This window comes from Paenibacillus sp. ALE2 (genome assembly GCF_054113385.1).
This window is the reverse complement of record NZ_CM134213.1, coordinates 967,491-983,979: the sequence shown is the minus strand read 5'-3', so window position 1 is coordinate 983,979 and position 16,489 is coordinate 967,491. Positions and strand designations below refer to the sequence as shown.

Below are 16,489 nucleotides of genomic sequence, written 5' to 3'. Positions count from 1 at the left end.
ACGGACATTTAAGGCGGAACTGATATGAATCAACTTTAATTGTATGTAGAAAATAAAGTTTTGATACTACAATAAAAGAAACAACGGTAGGCTAGGACGAGAAAATATGCCCTAGACTGTCGCTGCTTCATCTGTTTCATTGAACTAACGTTTCCCGTTAGCGTAATGGGTTCATTGTCATTAGCCTCAACCGCTTACCTGTTTGCTCAGACTCCTGGCAACAGCTGGGGCATGATGCTTTTGCCATAATCCAAGACGTACTTATTAATCTCTGAGACAAGTTTTGTGTCCTTAGTTTTGTAGTGCACCTTGTTAATTACGAAGTAACCTGTACTAGAATATTGCTCATCAGTCGAAAACATCAACGTAAAACGATAAAACAAAAAAGCCGCTAAAATAGCGACTTCAAATGGGACTATGCTCTTGTCCCCCGACAGTTAATCCAGATACAAAATCTCAATCTCGCCCGGAGCGAAGGATTGCTCTGCGTAATTCCCCCCCCAATCACAAAGCGATCTCAAAATGGGTTCAAGTGATTGACCCAGTTCCGTCGTTGAATATTCCACCTTAGGCGGTACCTGATTGTACATCTTTCTGCGAATTAATCCGTCTGTTTCCAGTTCCCGAAGAGTTTGAATCAGCATCTTTTGCGATATATTATGAACGAGTCGCTTAAGCTCTCCCGTCCGTTTAGGTCCTTTTATTAAATAGTACAGAACAAGCCCCTTCCACTTTCCTCCGATAACCTCTAGTGTAACTTCCAGTTCACAGAAAAATGTTTTCATATCAATGCACCATCTCCGATCTAAGAATATCCCCTTCATGTATCGCTGATCCTTCAAGGATCACTGAAGGAAAAATTGAACGTTACATAGAGGGGATAATACAATCGCATTTAAGTTGATTTAAAAATCTTTGTCGTTTGAAAATTATTATGTCTTGGTTAAACTTGAGCTACTCCGCCATCTACGAATAATTCAACGCCGTTCATATAGCTGCTTTCATTAGAGGCTAGGAACATGACAGCATTGGAGATCTCTTCAACCTGCCCCACTCTGCCGAGCGGAATATCATTTTTTGCCTGTTCCAGTAAATGATCTAGTTCAGAGCCAAATAACTCATCGTACGCCGGCGTTACGATTGTTCCCGGACTAAGGATGTTTATACGAATTTCGGTCCCTCTCATATCAAGAATCCAGCTGCGGACGAGCTGTCTGATCGCTGCCTTGGATGCACCATAGATACTAAACGCTGGCATCCCCGTCGAGCCAGCAGTGGATCCCGTTAGAATAATCGAACCTCTTTTATTTGGAAACAAAGCTAATGCCTTTTGTACTGTAAAGATGGTTCCTTTCACGTTGACATCGAAAGTCTTGTAGTATTGTGCTTCTGTAATTTCTCCTAATGGAAGAAATGACCCTAGTCCGGCATTTGCAAAGAGAATGTCCAAGTGTCCCTTTTCTCGCTTAACTGTTTCGAATAATATATCTAGATCTTCCGATTTAGATATGTCACCTCGGACACCTGTAACATTCTTTCCGATCTGCTTTACTGCTTCATCCAGTTCACGTTGTCTGCGTCCCGTGATAAAAACGTAAGCCCCTTCTTTTACGAACTGTTGTGCCGACGCGAGACCGATGCCGCTTGTACCTCCGGTTACAACTGCTACCTTCCCGTCAAATTTCCCCATTCTATTACACTCCTTTTATAATGATTTATATGGTATAGAATGCTCTGTCTGCTTCATGAACCTCCTATGAACGATAGTATGGGGGAAAAGTTACAAGAAAAACAGTACCCACTTTTTTGTGATATAGTCACCAAAAAGTGATAATTGAGGCGGCACAAGCGTTTGTTTTTACAGCCTAACAGATGGAAGTGAGCTCCATTAAGTTTGAGATTGTATATGTGCTTTTAATTTCTGCCGGACTTATTTGTCCGGTTCTGTTGACCCAACAGGTGTCAATGCCCGACTGAAGACCACCTTTGATATCCGTATTTAATGAATCTCCAATGACAAGTGCATCCTTTCTATTAAATTCTGAAATATGACTTATGACGTAATTGAAAAATTCTTCCTTCGGTTTTTGATAACCAATGCTTTGCGAATCAAAGATATCCTCGAAAAACTTATATAGCCCAGACTGCTTCAAGCGTTTGATTTGCGTGTGAGTGATACCATTCGTGATTACGAACATTCGATGGGTCTTTGATAAGCGAATGACAGACATCCATTGCGCCTTCCATAAGCAATTGGTTTCCATCTCCCAACAATTCTCTATACAAACCTTCCCATTCCAAGCCGACCACGATTTCCCCCATTCTCAACATTGTAAAAGAGGGCTCCAATTAATTACTCACCACATGATACCACGTATTTGAACTATCCTGCCCGTTAGCTTAACATCGGATGCCAGCTATTAAGGAACTAGAGATAAAGAAGGTGAAGCGCACAGAGGACATAAAAGTTAGGGTGCTTGCTTTAGAGCAAGATAACTATATTATAGGGACGGATAATTCCACACTACAGGATATCATTATCTGGAGGGAGGGGGATCACAATCAAAAGAACATCATGCTTGCAGGGGACGAGAAGGAGACTTTAGAGAGCATTAGGGCGAACGTAATTCAATAATTACAGACTTTGGGGGTATGTGGGTACTAACGGGAACTGTACCGGAACGCACTCGTTATATATTAATTTAGTAAGAAAGGTGTTCCCCTTTTAATGAGAAACACCTTTTCAAAATGCTTTAAAACTTTTAAATTTGTGGCTCTTCCAAACCGTTTTTATCTAATCCGGAAGGTTCAGCAGTGATTCCTTTATCAAGTGTCTCCTCAACAAAGGATAGAACAGCCTTTCACTTTATTTATTAACTAAAGCAGACAATTCACCTTCAAAGACTTTCTCTTCTTTGTCATTAAAAGTCGTCAGCAAAACAGTAACTATTCCTGTTTCACTTCGTTTTTCCCTAAGCTCAGTCACCTCCACAATTGTATGTAATTCATCTTCCGGGTACACGGGTTTTATAAATCTGATATTGTTAAAAGCAGTTCCCGCAATGACATCGTCACCATAAATACCTGTTTCAACCCACAGCTTAAAAGAAACTGCTAGCGTTTGGATTCCTGAGGCGATGATTCCATTAAATCTTCCTTGCATTGCTTTATCTTCGTCCAAGTGCATGTATTGCGGGTCGAACTCAGCTGCAAATCTCTTGATATTCTCTTTAGTTATCTTTATGGACTTGGTTTTAAATGTTTGTCCGACAAAAAAATCATTAAATTTCATAAATATACTCCTTTGCTGAGATTATGTGCTGGGTGGACTCCATTAAAATTTATGGCTTGATTATAACACTTGATAATAGTACTTAGTACTAATTATAAAAATATGCCCATTTTAAAAAAACACTAGAATATATTGTAGCGACATCAGTGGCTAACGAAAACGAGAAGATATTAAATCTGCTCAATGTTATAATTGCCGCAAACCAATATAGCATAGATGTAGAAGATATACTCCTCGATTTGAAGCGGAGATTAATTCGTTTTCTGAACAGCCTTTATGATTATCGCGGCTAGCTTTTTGTTGTTTATTGTAACTGTGCCTAATCAAGCCTTTAACCACCACCATCGTATCCAGCCTCAAGTTACCGTTGGAGGAGCTTAAACGTAAGCACATCAAATTAAATCCCCGCTAACCTGAACTGGTCGGCGGGGATTTTTGTTGAACAATCTAAGGACAGTATGTTGTACAGTACCCCTTGTACAAATTTGCGATTCCCAGAAGTGGAAAATTTATGTGCGATTAAAAGCAATGCTGCATTACAGATAATACAAAATAAGCTGTCTGGTGCACTTCAATGATATGAAGGTCTTTTAGTTTTATTTTAGAACAGAAACAGCTACAATTATCGGCTGCTGTCTCCTTGTGCTTATTGAGCATCGTTTCCCGCAAGCCCAATAGTTGATGGTTATTTACCCGCTTATTAACCAAAGGGAAAAATAGGCAACTTCTCGAAGTCTGGTCTGTAGTGCACTGATATGCTTGACCTCTGGTATAGGCATGCATGTTTCTATTTCTACTGACCACTTTAACCGTTGCGGCAAATCAACATGTTCGTGACTACAGTAGCTGCTAATTATAAGCCCTTTTCTTCTTCTTCTGAATTAGCATGGTGAGGAAAAGGAGGACAGGCAGTACAATCTGAAAAATAGGCCAGACTCGAACCAAGGCTACATGAAGACCGAACCACAAAAATTCGGTTAACCTAGGGGATAGAAACGTTAGGCCGTATATGATGATGCTTAGCAACAGTAACGCAGGCTTATATCTAAAAGGGGTTATCGTTTGAAGTCCAATGACGGCACCAAACATAAAACCAGCCGTTTTGACTCCGATTCCAATAAATAGAATCATCGAAAACAGGACATCAGCTCTCTCAACAATTTTTGGTAGCTGAATTAGTTGTGTAACCTCAAATAAGGGGTAGGTACTTGATGCTGCCCATTCCGGACCTAAAACCAGGATTGTTAGTTCATTCATTACAATAAGGAACACAGCAGTGATCCAGTAAACAATGACGATCGACCGCTGTAATTTACGTTTATCCGTAACAATCTTGAACAGCACAAGAAAAAGAACTGTCTGCCCGAAGGGAAAAGACACGATCTCGGGAATGGCAGCCTTCACTATGGGAGTTAGACCATTCTCCAATACAGGAAACAAAAATTCAAAGTGAATGAGTCCTGTAAAAGGAGTAAGCAATAATAGAACGATATAACCAAAAGCCAACATGATAATAAATATATGACATAAAAGGAACCAGACCCTTGGGCCAAACCACACCACATCGGCACAGACAAATAACGCTATAAACGTAATAACCTCGGTAGGGGTTCTGTTCAGCAAAGTCAATGCGCCGAGCTCACCAATGTCCCTAACACTCCTGGAAGCTTCATAAGCAAAGTAACAGATGAACAAAAGCCCACCCAGACTACCAACCCACTTTCCCCAATAATGGCATAAAAGCTCGTACAAATCCCGGTGTGGATCAAGTTTATGCATGGATAAATACATGATTAGCAGTACGAAGCCTGCAAGTGCACCGATCAGCATGGCTAGCCATGCATCCTGCTTGGCTTCAGCTCCCAATAGGAATAACGTTGTACTGCCTACCTGAAACAAGGAAAAGGCGATAGCTAACCCGGATACCTTGGTGACGGTTTTATTCATACTGTTTAAGCCCCTTTATACAAATGGGTTAGGATTGAGTACCGATATGCTTCTGTAAGAGTCCAGGACGCTGAATCCGTGCATCCACTCGAATGTCGAGTTCTATCTTCTTAAACTCCTGATCCCAGTTTTTTTTCACCGTCTCCCACTCCCTTGGGAACCTCCGGTGAATTCGGTCAGCAAAACCAGTTGCGTCTACACCAAGTTCCTGAAGTTTAGTCCAGCCCTCATTTATCGTACTGGTCACTTCTTTTGCAATCTCTTCTTCCAAATCATGTATGATCTTCGTCTTGGAAATATCTTTAGTGCACGTTGTTTCATTTAAAGTTCCGTTAATTTTCACTCTAACCTGCATAGTGTAATGAGAACTCGTTTTTCTGGGTGTAAGTTTTACACCAGCAGAGTTTACTAATATAGAAGAGTACATTTCCCTACCAGGTTGTTGGCTGCATGGGAATGAAATTTCGGTGTTGTTAACCTTTTGAGACAGATAAGATACTCCCAGACTCTCTTCCTTGTCGAGAAACCCTTTGAACTTTCCGTTTTGGAATATCGCCAATTTAGTTAATGCCAGCTTGAGCGGGGCCGAGGTTTTTTTGAAGACATCCAGACTCTCTGCTTCCTTCTCATCCTGATAATCCCTTTCTCCGATTATCTCGGCGACAGGTACTCCAATGGATTTGGAATCCGAGTTCATGCTTAATACGAAATCATAAACCCTAACTTTCGGAAACACCGATAAAATATCGCTCTCTTTGTCGACCAATTCAGCCATGGCGGCGCCTTGAAGTTTATCAGGCGGCAATAATTTCTTTAATAGATCGGATGCTAGTCCGTCCGTTACAATCATATTTACCATCTCTCTCGCTTCCGAATTACGAAGATAAAAATCGATTAGACGGTCCATTCCCTTCTCAGCCGCTCTTTTACCGATAAATACAACACGATTATGTGCTACGTAAATTCGTCTTGATGTTTTTAAATTGCTGTACGCTAACGCCTGGTTATAGGTTTTGGACTTTACAGAGAATACATGGGATGCCGGTTGAGGAGACCCTCCGGTTCCTCCTCCGGTACCACTTGCAATGGCAGAGGGAACAATAATCTGATAGGACACCATCCACTGTCCGTCATCCATCATATCTACTCCTGTAGCTGCTGTTACCCACAGCTCATTCAGTTCGACTCGGTTCCAGCACCCCGCCAAAATGAATAGTATGATCAAGACCAAAATAAACCTGCCTAATTGGGACATATCGGTTCCTCCTTACGCCATAGGGTCTCGGCCGTGTTCCCCCGCTTGTTCTGCATATGATTCCTGTTTCGTTGCCTGCTTTACTGGATTGGAATCCCCAATCATTATAGGCCGCTTCTTCATCTTCCACCTAGGTACACGCACAAACAGGTCTTTCATATTGCTCGTATAGAAAGGTGCGAGCGGCATCATATAAGGAACGCCGAACGAATTCACAGATACTAATCGAACGAGTATGGGAATCAAGCCCGCCAAAACGCCGTATAACCCAAATAAACCTGCTAACAGCATGAGTCCAAACCTGAGCAAACGAACAGCCCCCGCCATATTGATTGCAGGTAGCACAAAGTTGCAAATGGCTGTGAATGATACCACAATGACCATAGCTGCGGAAACCAATCCCGCCTGTACAGCAGCTTGCCCAAGAACCAAAGCCCCAACAATAGAGATTGCAGGCCCTACGGCGCGCGGCATTCGTACACCTGCTTCGCGGATAACCTCGAAGGTCAGCTCCATTAACATCGCCTCAAGCAAGGCTGGCAATGGTGTATTTTCTCTCTGTGCAGCCAGAGTGATAAGCAGTGTTGTAGGCAGCATTTCCTGGTGAAACGTAGTTGTTGCAATGTAGAACGAAGGTAATAGCAATGCCAAGAAAAAGGATGACATCCGAACGATCCGCAGAAAAGATGCCAGATCATAACGCTGGTAGTAGTCCTCGCTGGAAGCTATAAATCGAAAAAAGGTTACGGGAGCAATCAGGGCAAATGGGGTCCCATCAACCAATATCGCTACTTGCCCTTCAAGTAAGCTGCCTGCTACAGTATCCGGGCGCTCGGTGTTAACCATGGTTGGAAAAGGTGTCCATACCCCATCTTGAATAAATTCCTCGATATATCCACTTTCGAGTATACTATCAGTGTTGATGGAGTCTAATCGTCTGGATATTTCCTTAACCACCTCTGGATTTGCAATGCCTCGAACATATGCTACCGATACCTTCGTCTGCGTGTATGATCCGATAATTCGAGAATCAAAGTGGAGTTCAGTTGATTTGATCCTCCTCCGGAGGAGCGTGATATTGGTGGAAATATCCTCTGTAAACCCCTCCTTAGGGCCGCGAACTACTGTCTGCGATGTTGGCTCCTCAACTGCTCTTTTAGCCCCTCCACTGATAGAAGCAGCAAAGGCCTTGGTGCTGCCTTCGACGAGGATAGCCACCTGTCCATAAAGAACGGCATGGATAAGCGATTGCTCATTGTCAAGACAAGTTATACCCCCAATAGGAATACGATCCATCAACCAACTTTCGACATTACGATCAGAGACATCTCCATTTCGAATACCTGCAGTGAGCTCCTCCAGCAGTGTCGTTAAAATTTGCTGATCAATCAGGCCTTGAAGAAAACCTACAGCGAGAACCGGATTGCCCTGCTTATCATTCAAACAACGAAGAATGAAATCCCCGCTATGCCCTATTTCCTGGTTTAGTACGGTCACATTTTCCTTAAGCGTGCCACTCAGCTCTTTGGATATTTTAGTCAATTTTTCGTCATTAACTGGTTCAGAGTTCATGCCATTTTTAGATCGTGAAGGCTGTTTAAACAGCCATTTTTTTAACTTGTCAACCATGCCATATAGTTCCCTTCTAGATATCAGTCAACTGTAATATGCTGCTATTCCACAGTTTATATGTACTGTTCTTGTCAAAAGATGGTCGCATACCAATCCATTGCAACTATGTTTATATTGTGGAGAGGTCCATTAGCTTAACGTCGCCGTTCAGTCTACAAGCTTTCAGCAGACAGCCGTAAGATGCTATCTATTAAGGAGCTGGAAGCGTACAGAGGACATAATAGTTAGGTTTATGGGGGCGGATAACTATACTACGGGATATCGTCATCTGGAGGGCTGGGATTACAATCAAAAGAACATCATGCTCGCAGGAGACGAGAAGGGGACTTTGGAGAGCATTAGGGCGAACGTAATTCAATAATTACAGACTTTGGGGGTATGTGGGTACTAATGGGAACTGTACCGGAACGCACTCGTAATGCGTAGGCCGGGGGTTCAATTCCCTTCACCAGCATCTTATAAAATTCAAGTGCAGCGCGGCTTCCAGGCTTTTTGGAGGTCGCGCTTTTTGTTGGAGCGAGCATTTTTCTAACGTTCCCTTATGGTGGATGAATACCGAAAGCGGGTTGCACCAATGGCTGCCAAGTGGAATGAATAGCGCAAAAGCAAAGTCAATACGGTACCGCCGAAAGATGGGGAGCCAGTAAACGGTCAGCAAGAAGAACAACAACATGACGACGGTGTCGCGATGAAGGAAAGACATGGATGCAGATAAGCATCGGCTTGAGCAGCGGCCAGATAAGGATTCCAAAGCTGGGCTAAAACACAAATATTAACTATGCATTAACGCCTAAGGGAAAATTGAATAGCATACACCGTAACGAAAAAATTCCTGAGGGAGTGGGTAAAATGAAGAATGCAAATCAAAATAGACAAAGTGGGAAACGTGGGTTAGGAGGACCGACGTATCTACTAAATCCAAATCAAGTGGCCTCGTTTATAAATCAAACGGTTGACTTTACACTTAATAGTGGGCAAAGAGTTTGTAGAGTCTTTATACATTCTGTATCACCCGAGACTAACCCTCAAAACTCAACTTATGGAGACTTCACCTATCTAGTTTTCCAAAATGGGAAGTTCTATATGATATCAAATAATGCAGCTAACATCTCACAAATAGGATTGGCCGGTTCAATTTGTATGTAAAATAAAGTGAGCACTCTAAACGGAGTGCTTTTTCTTTTGCATTTATTCGACAGGATGTAAGCCATTTTGAGTGCTCTTTCCGTTACATGGGAATGCCGGAAGGAGTGCAGAAGAGAACAGAGAGAGGGCATGCACACGCTCTGACAGCCTATTAGCCACCCACCCGAATAGTGGAAACCAACCCCAATAGCCTTTTGAACATTTACACTACCTCTTTCATAGTATACGGCAGTTGATAAAGAGAGGAGGCTACTGATGGAAATACCAATAACAGGTTTTGTTGTTCATTCCGGTGATTCCGGTTCTAACCATTCGCATAAGCTTTTTATTAGTTCGTGGGATGGTAGACCAGTTAATGTTCACGTACATCCTTTTAAAGGGAATACATCACTTGATGTGGGACACTACCATCATTACGCTGGGGTAACAGAACCAGCTCCAAGTGGTGTTCCGCATGTTCATAATTATTATGCAGAAACATCATTTAACGATCAACATACGCATTTAATTAGAGGAACTACAGGACCAGCTATTCCCTTGACTGGTGGCGGGCATTACCATCATTTTGAAGGGTATACAACAGTAAACGGTAGAATTCCTCATGCCCATAGGTACAGTGGAAATACTGGAGATGAGAAAGAATATCGATAGTAATCAATTAGAAAAACTCAACCCGCTACAAATAGTGGACTGATGGAGTTGGTGCTGACGCTCAGATAGCAATTTGGATGGGAGTTTCAATTTAGAAAGCACTAGAATTTTAACTGCAAGGACTTATTGATGAAATGAGTGTATATTTAGCTCCTGTAGTAGAGGCAGGTACGAACCAGCAAACAATTGTTGAAGTAATGCCCAAATATGGTGAAGCTGCGGCCGCTATACTGTAACGTCCCCCTGATTATCAGCGTATCCTCCGGCTGAATAGCGGCCCGCCTCGCTTGGCATTTTTGCGGACTTCCGCTATTGCCGTGCCCCAGATGAACTTTAATTAAACCAAGCTATCAAACAAAGGAAGAGAGCTCCAACCTTTTCTGGTTCGGGGCTTTCTTTGTTTTGCCCAAAGGTCACATCATATTATTAAATAAACAAATAATTGCATTTACATTCGTGGGGGTGGTGATTGTGTAACATGGCGAGAGAACGGAGTCCTGAGCGGGACAAGGCAAAACAGATGTGGCTAGAGAGTGACGGAGCGAAGTTACCATTGGAGGAGCTTAAACATAAGCAGAGTAACTCCTCGCTAACCTTAACTGGTGGCGGGATATTTTCTTTCTATTTACCTGCATGCCCAGTCACAGTGTGTATTCACACATATATTAAGGTGACGACAAATAAAGGAGGGCTAAAGTTATGAGTGGATGCGCAGGTCCAGCTGTTTGCGGTGCGTGGACTTCTACAACAGCAATCTTGGTGCTCTATATCCTTTTGGTTATCATCCTTAAATCATGTTGGGTGTAACTTTTTGAAAAGATTGTATACATCCCGCATTCATCAAGTTTTTTTCAAGATTTTCCCGAAATTAAATTAGACAGAGAGCTCTGCTAACCTTATGGTTGGCAGAGCTTTTTAATTAAATAAATTGCTTACGTTACGGAGAATTTTAATTTACCTGGGTTCGTAGGCGCCGTTTGTTGGTCCCTGTGTTTATGGCAAAGACCGGGGAACAGGGCAAGAATTGAAAGAGGACAAGTTAGGGAATTATCTACGGGACAGACCCTGCGATGGGCTATTTATTATTTAAGGCAGAGCCAATATTGAATTCTATGTCACGCAGGTGACTGATATCTCTCATCGGTGGGCGTCCGAATAAGCGGGCGTATTCTCGGTTGAACTGGGAAGGGCTTTCGTAACCGACGCGAAATCCTGCCGTAGCAGCATCGTAGCCTTCCTTGAGCATCAGCCGACGTGCGCTCTGCAATCGAATGATCTTTTGATACTGAAGTGGGCTCATACCCGTTACTCTTTTAAAATGCTTGTGAAAGGTTGTTGGGTTCATGTTCACTTTTTTTGCTAACTCTTCAATGACTAGCTGTTCAGAATAGTCACGATTGATTACATGTATTGCATTTGAAATACCTTGTGCATAGCTTCCGATCACAACGAACTGCCTCAGTAACGTTCCTTGCTCTCCCTCCAGCACACGATAAAATATCTCCCGGATGTAGAGTGGAGCTAGTATCTCGATATCCGTGGGTGAATCTAAAAGATTGACGAGGCGTAGAATCGCATCTAACAGAAAGGAAGTGGACGGATTAACCAAAATGCCCCTTCCTGTGTCTCCCTTTTTCTGTGAACTAGATTTCTTGCTTATATCTATAATGACATCAGGGCTAAGTGTTAATTGTAAACTTAGGTACGGCAACTGCGGAGAAGCATGAGTAATTTTCCCAATCACTGGTAGATGTACGGATGCGACCATATAACTGGACGAATCGCATATGAAGCTTTCCCCAACAAATGTGACGGTTTTAGAGCCTTGGGCAATTACGTAAAGAGAGGGCATGTTGAGGGTATGCGTCGGTTCCGTTTCCGCGGATGTGCGCCTGAAACAAAGCTCTGAAATCGCAGTTTGGTGTAAACCGTCCGTAGACGTATGCCGTGCAATTTGCTTAGCTAACTCCGTAATGAGTTGGTTCAAACTTATTCACCAATCCTTTTTCATTTAAGCTGATATGAATATTGTAACTCAAACTAGACAGGATTAGGCAAGGAACGCGTATGAATCGTCTACCTGCTTTATTTTGATATTTCTTATAATTCAAGGCGAAAGACAATTTCCAGATGAAAGAAGGATTCGGCTATGAGATTAATCCAGAATACAACCTTGTCCGGAATCAAAGATAAAGTTGTTGTTATTACGGGTGCAAGCAGTGGGATTGGTGAAGCGACTACGCTTTTACTGGCTGAGCATGGGGCAAAAGTCGTACTTGGGGCACGACGACCTGATCGTCTTGAAGCTCTTGCGGCCCGTATCGCGGAGGCTGGGGGTGAAGTCGTGTATGCTAGCACAGACGTCAGACGGCGGGACGACGTAACCAAGCTTATCCATTTGGCATGTGAACGATTCGGTACGATTGACGTTCTCGTAAACAATGCCGGCGTGATGCCGATTTCTCCCCTTGATGACTTGCGTGTAGAGGATTGGGAGAACATGATCGACGTCAACATTAAAGGTGTTTTGTACGGTATCGCCGCAGCACTGCCTGTCTTTCGCAAGCTGGGTTCCGGACATTTTGTCAATATTGCTTCTACAGCGGGACATAAAACTGTACCAAACCAGTCCGTTTATTCTGCCACCAAATTCGCCGTCCGCGCCATCTCCGAGGGTTTGCGACAGGAAGCTGGTGATAAGGTGCGGGTAACGATCATTTCACCCGGTTTGGTTCGGACGAATTTCGCTGAAGGAGTGACGAATCTGGAGGTGAAGGCCCGGCTCGAAGAGTCTCGTGACCGGTTCGCATTACCACCAGAGGCGGTTGCCCGTGCCATTGCGTACGCAATCGAGCAGCCGGTTGACGTTGATGTGAACGAGATCGTGATTCGCCCCACATCTCAAGTGTAAGGTATAAGGGGGATGATAAGTAAGCCAAACGAGCAAATGTACTCGTTGAGGCTTGCTTTTTTTTGCCCCTATAGGAGCTGAGCAACCCACATTAAGAACCGGCTGAATGGCTTTTATTTATTTTTAAAAAGGCATTGAAATCTTTGTAACCCTTAGTTATAATACAAGACATAACAAATTAAAGCGCTTACATTAGAGGGGGTGAAGCAAATGAAGATTGCGGGAATGAATATTACGTATAGGCATTTTCCTTTCGAGCACTTCCTAGATCACGTGACTGAACTCGGGATCGAGCACATCGAGTTGTGGGCGGGCGAGCCTCATTTATACGTCTATCGGAATGTTCTTGGCAACTTGAGGCACATAAGGCAGCAACTGAAATCCCGAGACATGAAGGTCGTCTGTTATACGCCGGAACAGTGTGTCTATCCCTTCAATATTGCTGCTTCCGATTCCCAACTGCGGCAGAAGAGTATCGTATACTTCATAGATAATCTGTACGCGGCTCTGGAGCTGGAGACCAACATGATGCTTGTGACTTCAGGAATAGGGGACTTCGCTGTATCGCAATTGGAATCATGGAAATATGCAAGCGACTCCATCTATCAGATATCCAGGGTGGCGGAGAAGGAAGGGGTGACTTTAGCGTTGGAGCCTCTGACCCGATTCGAATCGAATCTAATTATCGATGCTAAGGGAATCAAGAGGATGCTGGAGGAGATTCGTTCCCCCTCATTAAAAGGGATGATCGATACCGTAGCGATGCAGCTCGCTAACGAGACACCCGAAGATTATTACTCCCTACTCCCGGAGATGGTTCATTTCCACCTGATTGACGGTGACGGCTTGTCTGATGCGCATCTTGCTCTGGATGATGGGGTGCTGAATTGGCGGGAATATCTAACCAGTCTTCAGAGCCATCATTACGAGGGAGCTTGTACACTAGAGATTATGGGGTTCAATTATTATCAGAATCCACAGGAAGTACTTAGGGAATCAGTCAGGAAAATAAGGGGAATGGAAGTCTTATCACCTTGATTTGGAGGAACTCGTTATGAGTAATGACTCTCTTACACGAAAACTGGGCTTTTGGTCGGCCCTAGCCATCGCTGTTGGAACTACGGTAGGTTCCGGAATCTTCGTCTCTTCCGGTGATGTCGCAAAAGCTGCGGGTATGCCTTCGATCTCAATTCTAGCCTGGATTATTGGTGGAGTTATTGCGATTCCTCAGGTCATGGTGCTGGCTGAGTTGGCGACTGCCTACCCGCAAAATGGAAGCGGTTACGTATACTTGAATAAAGCAGGATGGAGGCCTTTGGCTTTTCTATACGGATGGGCAACCTTCTGGGCCCTCGATCCTCCGTCCATTTCAATTATGGCTCTGGCCATTGTTGCATACCTGGCGAGCTTCTTCCCTTTCTTCGTTGGAATTGCCGGTAAACTGCTAGGAGTAGCGATCATTCTGATCATCACGTCCATCCATTACCGTAGTGTTAAGGCAGGCGGTAGTTTTCAGGTCATTATTACGGCTATCAAAATCATCCCTTTCCTGATTGTCATTGTGCTGGGCCTCATGTATATGAACTTTGACAACTTTGCTTACACGCCCGTCGCAGGAGCGACAAGTTCAAGCTTAATTGGTGGCGTATCTGCCACGACGTGGGCTTACACGGGAATGGCCGCCATTTGTTTTATGGCTGGAGAATTCAAAAATCCAGGGAAAGTTCTCCCTCGGGCCTTAATTAGTTCGGTACTGATTGTATTGGGTTTATATACGCTGCTTGCGGTATGTGTCACCGGCCTAATGCCGTTCGATAAACTGATGGGTTCCAGCTCCGCTGTGTCCGACGCCGTCAAGTACATTCCCGGATTATCCGGCATGGCCTCATCTTTTGTAGCTGTTACCGCGATTATTGTTATCCTGGGTTCCTTGAGTTCTTGCATTATGTTTCAGCCTCGCCTGGAGTATGCCATGGCGAAGGATGGGCTGTTCTTTCAGCGTTTTGCGAAAGTTCATCCCAAATTCGAAACACCAAGCTTTTCGATTATTGCTCAGGTTACGTTGGCCTGTATTCTTGTGTTCTTCAGCAATTTAACCGAACTGCTGGGTTATTTCACGCTGATTCAGCTGGTCATTAACATTCTGGACTTTGCCGCGGTCTATAAATGCCGTAAGAGAGAGGATTATAACCCGATTTACCGCATGCCAATGTGGAGAGTAACTACTATCCTGGCTATCCTTGGGGCAGGATGGCTGGCTTGGGGAACCTTTACGTGGGCTCCAGTGCAGGGCATGATTGCCGCGGCGATAGTCATCGCAACGGGGTTGCCTGTGTATTACTACTGGGAGAAGAAGTATGGATCTAAAAGCAGTCATGACAGTAGTAATATAGTGACTTAGTCCGGATGAACTGAAGGGGGCCGATGCTGACTCGCTGATTTCCTTCAGATTTAACAAAAATAGTTGTTTTAATTGTATTGTCTGGTTATGATACTATATATAATAAATAAAAATGGATGATATTGGAGGGGAACCGATCCAGTATAGGGAGGGAACGTAAATGTTGAATTTTGACGAACAGTTATTCCTTAAGCTTGTGGAACAAGAGGGCCTGGCCTTTAGAGGACAAATTGAAGAGATTGTAGACGGGATTGCCAAGAAAGGGTACAGCAATATTTTTCTGATTGGTGCGGGTGGCACAATTGCGATGATGTATCCTTATGAGTATATTCTGAAATCAAACTCGACCATCGATGTGCATGCGGCGATTGCTGCTGAGTTTATGGTGATGAACAACAGACATTTCAGTAAGGATTCCGTATGTATTTTTACATCTGTGTCGGGAACCACGCAGGAGACCGTTGCGGCAGCCGAGTTCTGTAAGGAACGAGGAGCGACTACGATTGCACTTGTGGCAGAAAGGGATACTCCATTAACCAAAATTGTAGATCACTGTATCACAACCGGCTCGGAGAAACATTCCTTTGATACATTCTTCATGCTCCTGTACATGGTTGTGTTCCGGTTCATGTATAACAACAATGAGTTCCCTCAATATGAACAGTTCACGAAGGAAGTTGCCTTATTGCCGCGTGCGATTCTGGACGCAGTCAAAACCTTTGACCCTAAAGCGGAAGCTTTTGCAAAAGAACATAAAGATACTGACTATCATATGATGGTTGGCTCCGGCAACCTGTGGGGGAACACGTACTCCTACGCGATGTGTATCCTGGAAGAAATGCAGTGGATTCATGCGAAGTCGATTCATGCGGCGGAATTCTTCCATGGCACGCTTGAGCTTGTGGTTGAAGATACCAGTGTTATTCTGCTGAAAGGCGAAGATGAGACAAGACCACTGATGGATCGGGTGGAAAGATTCGCTGAGAAGATTACGAAGAAGCTGACCATTATTGATACCAAAGACTTTGCCATGGAAGGCATTAGCGAGGAGTTCAGAAAGCATTTTGCCGTAAGTATCAACTGGTCTGTACTAAGCCGTATCAGCGCCTATCTGGAGCGTGAGAGAAATCATCCATTAACACTTAGAAGATACTATCGCCAAATGGAATATTAAGATACGCAGTCTTTAGTTCATTCTATATTGATGCATTTGATTTGAGCACTACTTCGTAGTGCTCATTCTTTAATAGCAGG

At 43.7% G+C, this 16,489-nt stretch carries 16 protein-coding genes and 1 tRNA gene; 8 read left to right on the top strand and 9 right to left on the bottom strand.

What is annotated here, in order from left to right; all coding sequences use genetic code 11:
* Nucleotides 1–437 precede the first annotated feature (437 nt).
* From ACXHJ1_RS04090 to ACXHJ1_RS04055, 8 genes are all read right to left on the bottom strand, one after another.
* Nucleotides 438–785, bottom strand: a complete 348-nt coding sequence (locus ACXHJ1_RS04090; protein WP_019685981.1) for a winged helix-turn-helix transcriptional regulator — start codon at nucleotides 783–785, stop codon at nucleotides 438–440.
* Between the two features lie 158 nt (nucleotides 786–943).
* Nucleotides 944–1,690 (bottom strand): SDR family NAD(P)-dependent oxidoreductase, encoded by a 747-nt coding sequence (locus ACXHJ1_RS04085; RefSeq protein ID WP_013369142.1) that lies wholly within the window; start codon nucleotides 1,688–1,690, stop codon nucleotides 944–946.
* A gap of 175 nt (nucleotides 1,691–1,865) precedes the next feature.
* The gene (locus ACXHJ1_RS04080; protein ID WP_240753737.1) at nucleotides 1,866–2,198 is read right to left on the bottom strand and encodes an HAD-IA family hydrolase; all 333 of its coding nucleotides are present in this window, start codon (nucleotides 2,196–2,198) and stop codon (nucleotides 1,866–1,868) included.
* Complete coding sequence (locus ACXHJ1_RS04075; protein WP_240753768.1) at nucleotides 2,131–2,331, bottom strand: hypothetical protein; 201 nt, start codon at nucleotides 2,329–2,331, stop codon at nucleotides 2,131–2,133. Before ACXHJ1_RS04075 ends, ACXHJ1_RS04080 begins: the two co-directional genes overlap by 68 nt.
* A gap of 535 nt (nucleotides 2,332–2,866) precedes the next feature.
* Nucleotides 2,867–3,292: a MaoC family dehydratase gene (locus tag ACXHJ1_RS04070; protein WP_107734769.1), complete on the bottom strand. Its 426-nt coding sequence runs from the start codon at nucleotides 3,290–3,292 to the stop codon at nucleotides 2,867–2,869.
* An 849-nt stretch (nucleotides 3,293–4,141) separates the two neighbouring features.
* Nucleotides 4,142–5,239: a GerAB/ArcD/ProY family transporter gene (locus ACXHJ1_RS04065; protein ID WP_457905655.1), complete on the bottom strand. Its 1,098-nt coding sequence runs from the start codon at nucleotides 5,237–5,239 to the stop codon at nucleotides 4,142–4,144.
* A 28-nt stretch (nucleotides 5,240–5,267) separates the two neighbouring features.
* Nucleotides 5,268–6,494 (bottom strand): Ger(x)C family spore germination protein, encoded by a 1,227-nt coding sequence (locus tag ACXHJ1_RS04060; RefSeq protein WP_457905654.1) that lies wholly within the window; start codon nucleotides 6,492–6,494, stop codon nucleotides 5,268–5,270.
* Nucleotides 6,495–6,506: 12 nt separating this feature from the next.
* Entirely contained in the window at nucleotides 6,507–8,123 is a 1,617-nt protein-coding gene (locus tag ACXHJ1_RS04055) for a spore germination protein (protein WP_107734772.1), read from the bottom strand.
* A gap of 387 nt (nucleotides 8,124–8,510) precedes the next feature.
* On the opposite strand from ACXHJ1_RS04055, the gene ACXHJ1_RS04050 reads away from it, so the two are divergent.
* From ACXHJ1_RS04050 to ACXHJ1_RS04035, 4 genes are all read left to right on the top strand, one after another.
* Nucleotides 8,511–8,577, top strand: a tRNA-Thr gene (locus ACXHJ1_RS04050).
* A gap of 950 nt (nucleotides 8,578–9,527) precedes the next feature.
* Nucleotides 9,528–9,923, top strand: a complete 396-nt coding sequence (locus tag ACXHJ1_RS04045; protein WP_017428058.1) for a YmaF family protein — start codon at nucleotides 9,528–9,530, stop codon at nucleotides 9,921–9,923.
* Nucleotides 9,924–10,401: 478 nt separating this feature from the next.
* Nucleotides 10,402–10,626 (top strand): phage terminase small subunit-related protein, encoded by a 225-nt coding sequence (locus ACXHJ1_RS04040; RefSeq protein WP_049828238.1) that lies wholly within the window; start codon nucleotides 10,402–10,404, stop codon nucleotides 10,624–10,626.
* Nucleotides 10,623–10,730, top strand: coding sequence for a hypothetical protein (locus ACXHJ1_RS04035; protein WP_017428056.1), 108 nt, complete (start codon nucleotides 10,623–10,625; stop codon nucleotides 10,728–10,730). Before ACXHJ1_RS04040 ends, ACXHJ1_RS04035 begins: the two co-directional genes overlap by 4 nt.
* A 268-nt stretch (nucleotides 10,731–10,998) precedes the next feature.
* On the opposite strand, the gene ACXHJ1_RS04030 is transcribed toward ACXHJ1_RS04035, so the two are convergent.
* Complete coding sequence (locus ACXHJ1_RS04030; protein WP_457905653.1) at nucleotides 10,999–11,910, bottom strand: AraC family transcriptional regulator N-terminal domain-containing protein; 912 nt, start codon at nucleotides 11,908–11,910, stop codon at nucleotides 10,999–11,001.
* Nucleotides 11,911–12,072: 162 nt separating this feature from the next.
* Between ACXHJ1_RS04030 and ACXHJ1_RS04025 the strand changes: the two genes are divergently transcribed.
* From ACXHJ1_RS04025 to ACXHJ1_RS04010, 4 genes are all read left to right on the top strand, one after another.
* On the top strand, nucleotides 12,073–12,834 hold the full coding sequence (locus ACXHJ1_RS04025) for an SDR family oxidoreductase (RefSeq protein ID WP_457905652.1): 762 nt from the start codon (nucleotides 12,073–12,075) through the stop codon (nucleotides 12,832–12,834).
* A 210-nt stretch (nucleotides 12,835–13,044) separates the two neighbouring features.
* A complete protein-coding gene (locus tag ACXHJ1_RS04020) occupies nucleotides 13,045–13,872 on the top strand; it encodes a TIM barrel protein (protein ID WP_457905651.1) in 828 nt (275 codons plus the stop codon).
* A gap of 16 nt (nucleotides 13,873–13,888) precedes the next feature.
* Entirely contained in the window at nucleotides 13,889–15,235 is a 1,347-nt protein-coding gene (locus ACXHJ1_RS04015; RefSeq protein ID WP_017428053.1) for an amino acid permease, read from the top strand.
* Nucleotides 15,236–15,395: 160 nt separating this feature from the next.
* The gene (locus ACXHJ1_RS04010; RefSeq protein WP_019685995.1) at nucleotides 15,396–16,409 is read left to right on the top strand and encodes an SIS domain-containing protein; all 1,014 of its coding nucleotides are present in this window, start codon (nucleotides 15,396–15,398) and stop codon (nucleotides 16,407–16,409) included.
* Nucleotides 16,410–16,489 lie beyond the last annotated feature (80 nt).